Source organism: Vibrio nigripulchritudo, from assembly GCF_027924785.1.
Taxonomy (GTDB): Bacteria; Pseudomonadota; Gammaproteobacteria; order Enterobacterales; family Vibrionaceae; genus Vibrio; species Vibrio nigripulchritudo.
Genome location: NZ_AP027050.1, coordinates 1,792,628 through 1,804,451, shown reverse-complemented (window position 1 = coordinate 1,804,451; position 11,824 = coordinate 1,792,628). Strand labels below are relative to the sequence as shown.

At 45.8% G+C, this 11,824-nt stretch carries 10 protein-coding genes; 1 reads left to right on the top strand and 9 read right to left on the bottom strand.

Translation table 11 applies throughout. The features are described from left to right. Nucleotide 1: 1 nt before the first annotated feature. The 7 genes from QMG91_RS26405 to QMG91_RS26375 all read right to left on the bottom strand — a co-directional run bounded on the left by QMG91_RS26405 (nucleotide 2) and on the right by QMG91_RS26375 (nucleotide 7,476). Nucleotides 2-640, bottom strand: a complete 639-nt coding sequence (locus QMG91_RS26405) for a DUF1007 family protein (protein ID WP_281832751.1) — start codon at nucleotides 638-640, stop codon at nucleotides 2-4. Nucleotides 641-744: 104 nt separating this feature from the next. Further along, complete coding sequence (locus tag QMG91_RS26400) at nucleotides 745-1,053, bottom strand: ribbon-helix-helix domain-containing protein (RefSeq protein ID WP_004407624.1); 309 nt, start codon at nucleotides 1,051-1,053, stop codon at nucleotides 745-747. A gap of 221 nt (nucleotides 1,054-1,274) precedes the next feature. Then, nucleotides 1,275-1,832 carry a DJ-1/PfpI family protein gene (locus tag QMG91_RS26395; RefSeq protein ID WP_022592724.1) on the bottom strand — a complete coding sequence of 186 codons (558 nt, stop codon included), beginning with the start codon at nucleotides 1,830-1,832 and terminating at the stop codon, nucleotides 1,275-1,277. A 232-nt stretch (nucleotides 1,833-2,064) separates the two neighbouring features. Further along, nucleotides 2,065-3,612 (bottom strand): sensor domain-containing diguanylate cyclase, encoded by a 1,548-nt coding sequence (locus QMG91_RS26390; RefSeq protein WP_004407628.1) that lies wholly within the window; start codon nucleotides 3,610-3,612, stop codon nucleotides 2,065-2,067. Between the two features lie 179 nt (nucleotides 3,613-3,791). Continuing rightward, nucleotides 3,792-5,318 (bottom strand): sensor domain-containing diguanylate cyclase, encoded by a 1,527-nt coding sequence (locus QMG91_RS26385; RefSeq protein WP_022561905.1) that lies wholly within the window; start codon nucleotides 5,316-5,318, stop codon nucleotides 3,792-3,794. A gap of 635 nt (nucleotides 5,319-5,953) precedes the next feature. Then, nucleotides 5,954-7,084, bottom strand: a complete 1,131-nt coding sequence (locus tag QMG91_RS26380) for an HlyD family secretion protein (RefSeq protein ID WP_281831000.1) — start codon at nucleotides 7,082-7,084, stop codon at nucleotides 5,954-5,956. Beyond that, on the bottom strand, nucleotides 7,084-7,476 hold the full coding sequence (locus tag QMG91_RS26375; protein WP_022613637.1) for a DUF3302 domain-containing protein: 393 nt from the start codon (nucleotides 7,474-7,476) through the stop codon (nucleotides 7,084-7,086). Before QMG91_RS26375 ends, QMG91_RS26380 begins: the two co-directional genes overlap by 1 nt. Nucleotides 7,477-7,642: 166 nt before the next feature. On the opposite strand from QMG91_RS26375, the gene QMG91_RS26370 reads away from it, so the two are divergent. Then, the gene (locus tag QMG91_RS26370; RefSeq protein ID WP_281830997.1) at nucleotides 7,643-8,536 is read left to right on the top strand and encodes a DMT family transporter; all 894 of its coding nucleotides are present in this window, start codon (nucleotides 7,643-7,645) and stop codon (nucleotides 8,534-8,536) included. 65 nt (nucleotides 8,537-8,601) lie between these two features. Here the strand turns inward: QMG91_RS26370 and QMG91_RS26365 are convergent, their stop codons facing one another. Then, nucleotides 8,602-10,185 carry a GGDEF domain-containing protein gene (locus tag QMG91_RS26365; RefSeq protein WP_004407639.1) on the bottom strand — a complete coding sequence of 528 codons (1,584 nt, stop codon included), beginning with the start codon at nucleotides 10,183-10,185 and terminating at the stop codon, nucleotides 8,602-8,604. After that, nucleotides 10,166-11,656, bottom strand: coding sequence for a hypothetical protein (locus QMG91_RS26360; RefSeq protein WP_004407642.1), 1,491 nt, complete (start codon nucleotides 11,654-11,656; stop codon nucleotides 10,166-10,168). The genes QMG91_RS26365 and QMG91_RS26360 overlap by 20 nt, the downstream gene beginning before the upstream one ends. Nucleotides 11,657-11,824: the final 168 nt, after the last annotated feature.

The following is an 11,824-nucleotide window of genomic DNA, read 5'->3' as shown; positions in this document are numbered from 1 at the left end:
GTTACCCCTTGCAAGTGATGTAGGCGTGTTGGGTGAAAAGTTGACCTAAGGTGTTATCGGGGTCGGCATCTTGCGGCAGTGAAAGGGCATAAGCCATTTGTTCTGCTGTTGGTGTAGGTTCTACCACATCAAAGCTGCACTGTTCTCGAAGTGACGTGCTGAGTTCTATAGCGCTGTTGGCTTTCCAGCTCATGTCCACGTAATAGCTGGGTTCGAATATCATCAGCTTTAAATTCTTACCGTTTGCGTCTTTGTCTTCGGTTAACGGAAGTTCGAAATGAAGGGTGAGTTTGCCCCGGTGAAAAGTCAGCTTTGCGTCCATGACCTGTTTGTAACGGATGGGGTCATCGCCTTCGAAAAAATAAGTGAAGTAGTGCTCATAGAGCATGTTGTCGATAACAGACAGCGCAAGTTGCTGAAGTGTGGCTTCCCGAACTTCTTCCGACATGTCTTCACCGTCTAGCATGTAGGCGGAAGTCATGGCATCAAACGTCCATTCCATTGAAAAGCCGGAAATATCAGAACCTTCTCCAAGAACACGAGTTTTCATATCGACCCACGAGTGTGGATGCGCGAAGGAGAGCGAAGCAGGCAGGAGTAAAATGAGAATGCGACATAGCTGAGTCAGCGTTTGTCGCATTGGATGCATCAATTTCATTAGAATTGGTTTTATATTAAATTTCTGCCAAGACTAAGGGAATTGATACAAAATGACAATCAGAAAATTGTTACATTATAACAGGGTTAAACTAACTCTTTCTTCACGCTAACTTCTGGAAAAAGCGTGAGTCGTTCGCCATTGTTGAGATGAGTGGTACATGCCACTCGTAGGAGAGAAGCAAAGTTCCTTATCTCTCCACGCTTTTCAAGCACTTCCTTGTAGATCTGGGTAACAAAAGCACCGATGGAAAGCTCAGATTTTTTGGCAATGTCTTCAATGATCTGCCAGAAAATGGCTTCTAGTCGAATGCTGGTTACTACACCGTCAATGCGGATAGAGCGGGTTTTTAGTTCAAAAAGTTCTTCTTCCGCGCCGGAATAAATTTCACACATAATTGTCTCCCAAATGTGAGATTTAGGTTTTGTACCCAAGTAGCCTCAATATATTGGTTTAGAGAAGTCTCTCGGGTAATTAGCCTGATGAATCGACCGTTTTGCGTCCTGCAAATTACCAACTCATCATTTTCTGTCGTTGTGTGATCGATAATAAAGCAAAAACAGCCAGAAGAAACCCTGGCTGTTACATTGAAATGTTAAGTGAACCGAGAAATTGCTTATAGAAGCTTTAATAACTGGGCTAACCATGCGGGGTGTGCAGGCCAGGCTGGTGCCGTAACCAGTTTGCCGTCTGTGTGCGCCTGGTCCATTGCGATGTCCTGATACTGACCGCCAGCCGCGTTTACTTCAGGCGCACATGCTGGGTAAGCCGATACGGCTTTGCCTTCAATAACGTTCGCTGCTGTCAACAGTTGTGCACCATGGCAAATTGCTGCAATAGGCTTGTCTTGCTGATGAAACTCCTGAATCAGTTTCAATACATCCTGATTTAGCCTTAAGTATTCTGGAGCGCGACCGCCCGGAATCACTAGAGCATCGTAGTCAGAGGCTTTTGCATCTGCAAAAGAGGCATTAAGTGCGAAGTTGTGGCCAGGTTTCTCTGTGTATGTCTGATCGCCTTCGAAATCGTGGATAGCGGTTTTGATGGTGTCGCCAGCGTTTTTGTCTGGGCAAACCGCATCAACCTGATGACCGACCATTTGCAGTGCCTGAAATGGAACCATGATTTCGTAATCCTCAACGAAATCGCCTGCAAGAAGTAGAATTTTAGCCATTGTATTTTCCTCTCAATATAGCTTGGATACTTCGCCATTTCATTGCCTCACCCAAGCTGGGTTTAGGCTTCATGAATGACGATGTCTCCTGTTTTCCTTGTCGGGCATAGAATTGCCGAACTCCAGACTGTACGGGTAACAGTGGAATACTACAGCCGAGATATGACTCACAGAGTGATGGAAATGATGCAATTTTGTTAAATCAGATGAGAATTATATTTTTTGAGAAAAGCTAGTCTTCGCTAGGCTCATAATGAACGGTGACCTGATCTTTCCCCTGATGCTTCGAGGTATACAGTGCGCGGTCTGCGTGGCGAACCATAGTATTGAAATTGGATTTCGTCTGACCGAAGTAGCCACCAATGCTGACGGTGACAGGAAGTGACAGGTCGCTATGTGGTGTGGCTTTGATCTGATGGCGAATTTCTTCGGCCAGTTGCTCCAGTTCTTCTGGAGAACAAGAAGGGTGGAAAACCATAAACTCTTCACCGCCCCAGCGGCAAACCGACGATATTCTGGGTATTACCGAACTGATTCGCTTAACAATGGAGATCAGAACGTCATCTCCAACCAGATGTCCGTATGTGTCATTGACAGGTTTGAAGTTGTCGATGTCCAGAATCAGCAGCCCAACGTCAGATTTACTGTTAACGTAGCTCGGATACACGTTGTCGAGTTCGTCAAAGAATCCCCTTCGGTTCTGGATCTTGGTCAGTGGGTCGATACGCATCAGTCTTTGGTTACGACGGAAAGCGACGTAAAGGAAGTAGGCACTGAAGCTCAATACCATACCGATGAGTAGCAGCATCCAAACCGTCATTGAATGTTTGATGCCCTTGTCTCGCAATTGCTCGCGGCTGACAAAATGCACCAAATCCAGTTCATTAGGCACCACAGATCGCCAAAGGTAGAATCCGTCTTTGTCCTCTACCCAGTTCATCCCATCCGAAGGGGCAGGGAAGTTGATGGTTTCGTTTACCTCAAATTCCGTTAACGAGGATACGATTTTCTTGTTTTCATCCACAAGGAATGACTGACCTACAGAGTTACTGACTTGCAGAAGATCCAGCAAACTGTCGATGCCAATATCGATGGCGACGACACCAAAGAACTCATCATGGATCCAGACTGGATCGGTAATGGTGACCATCAACCCCTGTCCACCACTGTCTTCATACAGATCTGATACAAACTGCCGACCGTAAGGGTTCACTTTTGGCTGAGCCTGAACCCAGAATGGGCGTCTGTAGTCTGCTTCACTGAGTTGAAACTCCCGAACTGGCAGCTCCGGGGAAAGGAATAGGTATTTGTTCGCGGAAATGTAATACGACCATACCGCGACACCGAGCTCTCTGACCAAAGTACTGATTTGCTCATTCAGCGACAACGCAGCTGTCATTTCGTAACGCTGCTTTTCATTGGTAGGGTTAAAAGGCTCCATCATGGTTAAGGTGCCTTTTAGCTTTGACGCTTTCTCTGGATGATCAAAAGCGGACAGCGCGTAAATATCGTATTCGGGGAAATACTCTATCGCATTGATCCACTGTGGAAGGTTGATCTTCCCTTCTTCCGCGAAATGGTACGAGTGGATCATGGTATTTTTAAGCCCGGTGTTATGGGCTGAGATGAGTTTGAAATACTGCTCGAACAGCCCCGCACGAACATTCACTGTGTTGATGGAACTGCGACGGATTTCATCCAGCTCAGATTCGTAATACACATAGCCGACAATCGCCAATAAGGCTGAAAAAAGAGTAGGAATGTACAAACTTCTCTTCATTAAGTGTGTTCCACTGTCGGTTAAATATTTGGTTCTTTTAGGGTTACGGGAGTTCGGGCTATCAGTTCGTTTCTGCGACAATATTACTTCTAAATCTAGCTGATATAACTGCGGTTAACCATTACATCGTCAAATAACTTGGATTCAGCTTGTCAAATGTGGGAGGCGGATCAGTAGAACTAACCAATTACGGTTTGATTCCGACCTGCTTCTTTGGCTTCGTAAAGGGCAATATCCGCTTTTTTCATCATTTCATCGACCTTAATGTCGGCAGAACTGACGGTTAATCCGATACTTACCGTTACTGTGAGTGATTTAGAACCGTGCTTGCTTTTTGCAATGGCGAGGTGAATTTTCTCAGCCACCCAATGTGCCCTGTCCAGCGTCGTATCCTGAAGGAGAATGACGAATTCCTCGCCACCCCAACGACACGCCACAGAAGACTGACTGGCCACCCTCCGAATGTCGGCGGCTATAGAGCGGATCACTTCATCGCCCACATTGTGCCCAAAGCTGTCGTTAATCTTTTTAAAGTGATCGATATCGATCACCAGCAAACCACACTTTTGCTGGTTTCTTAAAGACTGCTGGAAAATAGGCTGAATGAAAGAATAGAAACCGCGTCGGTTATACAAGCCTGTTAACGGGTCAACCAGCATCAATTGCCTGTTTTTCTTGGCAGAAACGTAGGTAAAAAACGAAAGAATACTCAGCACACACCCTATCATCAGAAGTGACCATACAGTGGATGACGCTTTCATGGCTTCAAGCAGCAAGGTTGTCTTCTTCAGGCGATGCACCAAGAACAGTTCTTTGTTTATAGTTGGCGTGCAATAGAACCAACCTTCATCCGACTCTTTCCAGTTTTCTCCAGTATCTGATACCAGGATAGGCAGCTTATCGCCCAGCGCGAAAGGGCTAAGGCTGGCGGTTAATTGCATGTTCTCATCAATCAGGTAGGACTCACCGGGTGCTGCGCCAACTTTCAGTAGGGAAGTCATCAGATCGAGACCAATATCTATTGCCACAATGCCTAAGAACTCATCTCCACGATAAACCGCATCAGAAATGGTGATCATTAAACCCTGCCCAGCGGCATCGTCATAAAGTTCTGTCACTACCTGTTTTCTGTCTGGGTTCTTTTCAGGCAGAAGCTCGGTCCAGAAAGGCTTTTCATAAAGAATGTCACTGAACTGGAAAGTTTCGACAGGCAGCTTTGGAGAAAGAAACAGGAACCGGTTTTTCGACAAGTAATATGCCCAAACGGTCATTTTAAGGTCATCAATGACTGTTCCCGCTTGCTCATTAATTGAGAGCACAGCAGCAATCTCTTCTGAGATAGGATCATTTGCCGACTGTAACGGCACATCCATGGTTAATGTGCCTTTTAACCAATCCCCCAATTCCGGTTGATCGAAAGCCGACAGAGCGTAGGTGTTGAACTCAGGGTAGTAAGTGATTTCTTTAATCAAATCGGCACGCGCTTTTAAAATAGACTTTTGCTGCACGTCCAACTCGATAGAGTTTTTCATCGCGGTGTTTTTGGCAGACATCAGCCGCACGTACAGGCGAAGCAGATTCGAACGAACCTCAAGCGTTGATAAAGTTGTCTGGCGAATTTTTTCGGCTTGATAATGGAAGTGGGAAAGACCAAGCGCCAAAAACACCATGATTAACACGATGGGATAAAGGGTAAGTTTTGACATCAGAGTTTCTTATTATTTTTCCCTTGGAGTTAACGTTGATTAGCAGTCAAAATCTAAGTGGAACAAGCGCGATCCGACAGAACCAAAACAGTTCTCTAAAATATTGATTAATGATACCTAACCAAAGCATTATGCAAGTTTGATTTTTAACTGATAGTTTTGACATTTCCTCTTAAGGTTGAGCCGTTTAAATAATAAAGCAGATATCGTATAGATATTGTTCGATGAAATAAAGGTGCTATTGGTGGGTTGTTTTGATGGTGTTTTTGGTTTTTTTTACTGCATTTGAGGGTTTATTTGGCTCTTGATATTTTTGGTACTTGTTGAATATCTATCTAGTATGTATGCGCGGAATTTCACTTGCCTATATGTGCTTCATACCTGAGACGAAATTGATGTGCATTTCATAAAAAGAGGAAATCATTCTCACAATTTATTACTGTTTTTACAGGTTTCATATTTTCGTAATATCCAAGAAAACCTTTCCAGTTCCTGTTAGGTTCGATTTTAAATCACCTTTGATCAAAGTGGTGAGTTTCCCTAGACACGAGGCTCAGCCATTTTGGTGTTAAAACAGTGTGAATTGGTCCCCCCATTAGGTTTTCCCCCGCCCCTTTTTGGGAGCGGGGTTTGTTTTAATGATCCAAATACAAATAGTTCTGCCAGCTCTTCATTCTGATAAGAACTTTTCGCATCACAGACACATGAGTAAAGCTGTCTGAATACACCGCGATTTCTGCATTGCTGCCCATTGGCAGATGGTAGCTTGATAAATCGTCAGTAATTTTCAGTTTCACCAGAGCACGCCCGTTGCTGCGGATGGCACTGGAAGAAAGCAGCGCACCCGACGCCTGAACCTGCCCTTCTCCAATCGCTGGGATCACTTCAACAACTTCACCTTTAAATACTCTTCCCGGTAAGGCTTTAAAGAGAAACTCGGCTTCAAATCCTGGCTCTAAGCGTTGTAGGGAGTTTTGACGAAATGCCCCGACAAAGTATTCTTCTTCGGTATGTACAAACGTCATTACCGGACGAAGGGGCAAAGGCACTGCCATCATACCTGGACGCAATGCCAGTTGAGTCACGTAGCCATCAGTCGGGGCTCGTACTATGGTTTCATCCAGATTGAACTGAGCCTGAGCAACCTCAGCTTTCATTCTGGCAATCAAGGTGTTCTCGCCATTGATTTCGGATTCATAAGCCAGTTGCGCTTGTTTGGCTTTAGCCAGAAAAGCCTGATAGCTGGCTTGCGCCCCTTTAAATGCCTGACGTCTGGTATCAAGTTGTTGCTCGGTAAATGCGCCTTTTTTAAAGCCTTTATCGTACCTCTGGAATTCTCTCTCCGCTTTGTCTTTGTCTGCAAGCGCTTTTATGGACGCTGCCTGCGCTTCTTTATACGCAGATTCGAGTTGCAGAACGGTCTGCTCTGCTTCAGCTAACGCCGACTGCTTTCTTATTAACTCGGCTTCAAAAAGAGTTGGGTCAATCTTGAACAGCGGCTCACCCTTTTTCAACGGTGTATTTGCTTTTGCAGAAACTTCAACCACTTTGCCCTGAACGCTTGGCACTATAGGTGTTGTAGAGTAGTACTGACCACCAAACTGAGTGAATGGGTGGTTGTAGTTCATCAGCAATATCAGCGTACCAATCAGAACAACGCCACCAAGAACTGCGGTAGGAACCGTCCATTTGTTTAGCGGGATTTTGAATATTTTAAAGATGGCGATACACAGCGCGGCGTACGTCATAATCAGCAGTAAATCCATTATTCGTCTCCCTGCTTGATTTCATTATTCGGATGTTGGGCGGGCTGCGTGACAGTGTCTCTGGATTTTAACTCCGCTACTTCTTTTTCCAGCGCGCTGACTTGATCGATAAGCACGTCCATACGGTGGTGCATGTCATGCTGCTCTTCTTCCAGTTTGTGAAAACCCCAGCCCCTTTCTTTGCGCCACAGCGTTGCCCAGATCCATAGGAAAGGCCAGATAGCATGCAGGGTAAACAGACTGACCCAGCCGGAAACGTGAATGGCGTCCTGATGAGGGTGGTCTCTTTCTTTAGCGATTTCATAGGGAATATCGTGAATGACAATAATGCCGTAGAAGAGCACGAGAGCGACAAATACCAGCAGCCCCAGTGCAAAGTAATCAAGAAACATAAAACGCTTCCTCTTAATTTCTGTAGAAAATTCAGACCTTAATATATCGCTTGATTCATATGGAAACCAATATTTATCCGAGCTGCATCATGAGAGTTGCGCACCAATTGGTGATAGCGGAATGAGTATGAGATTATTTTCTCTTCAATTTAGATAGGGAAATCGAGTGGGATACATAGGAGAAGCGGCGGCGTTACTCGCGGCATTAGTTTGGGCGGTTGCTACCTGGATATACGGGCGTTTTAGCCACCAGTTTTCTGCTTTGCAATTAAACATAGTGAAAGGCGTTATTGCTTCTGCAATGATGCTGGTTGTGTTGCCTTTGTTGCCAATGCCAGCAGAAGCCTGGCTGATGGACAGTCAGCACTTTCTCATTCTGGCGATCTCCGGAGTGATCGGTATTGCTATAGGGGATAGCGCCTACTTTGCCGCTCTAAAGCGAATCGGAGCCAATAAAACCCTGCTGCTGGAATCCTTAGCACCTCCGCTGTCTGGTGTTCTTGCTTTGGTTGCTCTAGGTTCACAGCTGAGCTTTCAGAGTTGGTTAGGCGTAGTCATTACGACTGCTGCGGTCACGTTTGTGGTGTTTAAACCGTCAGGCATTGACCAAAAAGCTTCTGTATCGGGTATCGGTTTTGGCTTGCTGGCAAGTGTGTGTCAGGCAAGTGGTGTGGTGATTTCTCATTATGCTTTGGTGGCTGGAGACATTCCGCCACTGCTGGGCGCGTTGATTCGGCTGAGTATCGGGGTGATAGCAGTAGCTGCTGTGATTCGCCTGCTTGAGCCTGCGCCATTCAAATCCATTAAAAGCAACTGGGGAAGCATGGATCGCAAAGCCCACCTTACATTGCTGCTTGCGATATTAGTGGGGACGTTTCTCGCGCTCTGGTTACAGCAAATTGCGTTGAAAAATGCCAACCCGGCGATTGCACAGACCCTAATTGCGACCAGCCCATTGTTCATATTATTCATCTATGCGTGGAACGGAGAGAAAGTGTCGTCCAGCAGTGTGATTGGTACTCTGGCTGCTGTCGGTGGGATCTCGCTCTTCTTTCTATAAACACAACGATTTTTCCGATCAAAAAAGCCATCCGGCAGGATGGCTTTGCGTAAAGAATTTTATATCTACACTTCGTAACAGACTTGATTTCGACCTTTGGCTTTCGCCCGGTACAACGCTTTGTCTGCTCGGTAGAAAGTACGTTGAGTGTTTTCCCCTTCACGGTGATTGGTCACACCGATACTGACGGTTAACCCACGCTCACCGAGGATTTCACGCCAGCCAAACTGGAAGATTCGTTCGCGGTAGTGTTCTGCGTGCAGAACAGCCTGCTCAACATTGGTATTTTCCAGAATCACCAGAAACTCTTCACCACCAAATCGCACGCAGGATGCGCCGCGGAACCTGAAGTGCGCCGCCAGTTCGTGCGACACATTAACGATTGCCTTATCACCAACCAGATGACTGAGTTCATCATTGATGGATTTGAAATGGTCAATGTCGATAACCAACAGAGTAAAAGGCGTTTCGTGTAACAGAAGATCTTTGAGCTTCACATCCAGCCAGCGACGGTTGTGCAGGCTGGTTAGTGGGTCGGTGAACACATCTTGCTGCAACTGAGCCACTTTGTCTTTCTGGGTTTCGGTGGTTTCCTTAAGCTCTTTATTTTCTTGTTCAGACAAGATCAGCTTGAGTTGAAGTTCGAAGCGGGACAGGCGACGAAGCTGGAAGCCAGCCAAGTCACTGATAGGGATATTCTTCACCAAATCCGTGCCAATTCGGAAGGCTTTTTTCTCAAACGCCAATGCCTGTTTAAAGTCTTTCTGAGAAGCGAAAACATCGCTCAGAGACTCATACAGACTTTTCAGAAGCACAGGCGAGTTATTGAGCTTGATTCGCTTTACCGCCGAATTAAGGGTGTATTCGGCCAAATCGGTTCTGCCAACCGCATTTAAGCTACGTGCCAGTTCCAGCCGCATCATGTTAGAAAGCCAGAACGCGCTCACATTGTTGAGCGAGTAACGTGCTTTTGCCAGTACTTGCAACGCTTCCTGATACAGCTTTTGCTTGCGCAGAATGCGCGCCTGATAAAGGATGATTTGACCTGCCAGCACTTTGTCTGAAACCAGAATACTGAGTTCTTCGCATTCTTTAAGCTGTTCGTTGGCATTGGCAATTCGACCAAGAGAAATCAGACAAGACACCATGTACAGCTTACAACGCAGACGCAAAGAACGACTGCTGATGGCGTGGTCGATACCGCTGATTTTCTGATAATACTTGAGCGCGCGAGCGTGATCGCCATAGGCATCACATAAGTTGCCCATACCAAGTACCGCCATCACGTAGTAGTCGATGTAGCCGTATTCCACTGAAATGTTGGACAATTCAACGCACTCTTTCAGTGACAGCGCGTAATCGCCGTTTTCATAAAGACGATCTGCGAGCGTAGATTTGATGGTCAGAATGTCTTCAACATCTTTAGGAAGCGAAAGCAATGCAACCGCTTCACGTAATTCATCCAGGCTGGATTTAGGTTGATTTAACTTAGCGCGATATTCTGAACTGATAAGGTAGCAGTGAGAGCGCTCAAGATTTGTGGTCGCAATGTGCTGGCGAACGTGATCCCAGAAGATGATCGCATCTTCGCCAGTAACAGAAGCCGGATCCAACCCAGCTTCAGAGACTTTACTTAGTAACGCTTCCATCAGCTTGCTCCGTTTGGGTTGATTTTTCGACCAGTTGATCGAGCGTGAATGGGAACGTCAAAATATCGTGTAACGACGTTTTCGGTGCTTTGCCTTTCAAGCCTCGACGACTCCACGGATACATGGAAATCATTTGGCTGACCACATCATAAAGTTTGTTTGCCTCGTCACCTTTTTCTGAAATCAGCATGCCTACGCGGCTTTCATCCAGTTGAGAGATTAAGTCGCTGCGACCACACAAACAGTGGGCGAGCTCTATACAAATCTCCAGATAGTTGCTGTCTTCATGCTCAATCATGATGACCGCATGGTTCGATTTCATGAGTTCTGACTTGAACAGAACCATCTGCTCCCACCAATAGGTTTCAGACACCACATTGGAGTAGCGTTTTTCGCGGTTGAATTCAATCTGACCACGAATACGATTAATCAGTTTTCTCGCGCGCTGTTCGAGCTGTCGTTTTGACCCTCTGGCCTTATCCATACCCAGACGGTTGGTCTGTTCTTTGAGCATCTGTATGGAGTAGCGACGGTATTTCTTAAACGATTGAAGTGCTTTTTCGAAGTTTTGACTTTCTTCTGCCACGACCGATTGCTGAAAGCAAATTTGTGAAAGAAGTTCACCGTTATCGAACGGTTTTGCGGCATCTTCCGCTTGTTGAAGAAGCTCACCTGCGGTGCTGAAGTCTTTGCGGATAAGCTCTAAGCGGGCGCGGCTAATAAAAGAGTGCGCTTTCATCCAGGTCAGATCGTGTTTGATCGCCAGATGATGGGCTTCCATTGTGGAAGTTTCAGCATCATCCAGACGTTCGAGCCCGATCAGTGCCAAACCCCGAAAATCGCAAATTTCTGCGCGCCAGGTTGGGTCCTGATGATATTTCAACGCTTCTTCTGCGCCATCAAGCACAGAGAGCATTTCTACGTAGTTGTTAAGTAGGTAGTAATCCCAGGCAAGTAAGATACGAGCTTTGCCTTCCAACCAGTCAATTCGGGCATTGTTTGCAACTTTTACGGCAAGTTCGTGTGTAGACCTTGCCAAATGAATGTCTTCCGTGATTCTCCATACGTTACCCAAACCAATCAGAGACTCAATTTCAATCGTGGATTCACCAACCAGAGCGGACTGCTCCAGCGCGTTGATCCAGTATTGTTGAGCGGAATAGTATTTGGCTTGCCCCCAGAACTGGAGTGCGTGAATATGAAGAATTTCAGGAAGATAGTTGTCATTGTCGAGTCGGTTTTGACCTGCGAGCGCTTCCTTAATGGCTTTCATGCCTTTCTGGTAGCTCATCAAACACCAATGACAACGGGAGATGACGATGTAGGCTTGGATAACGCCTTCGTGATACAAAATCTGTTCTGCACGAGCTAAACATTGCTTCGCCTGAAGCAATACCCCTTCGGGTTCACTTTCAATTCGAGCACGTAGTTGCTCTAGCTCATTCTCAATTAATATCTGGGCTTTATCCAATGTTTAGTCCAAGCAGTTACGTATCTTAATTTCAACTTTGTTATTATATTGTGCGCTCATTAAGAATGGCACCACCAATACAATGATAATAGCCACATTTTCTCAATGAAGTACAACTAATGTGGCAGATTGCCAATTATCTCATTGATGAATGTTATGCATTCAGAA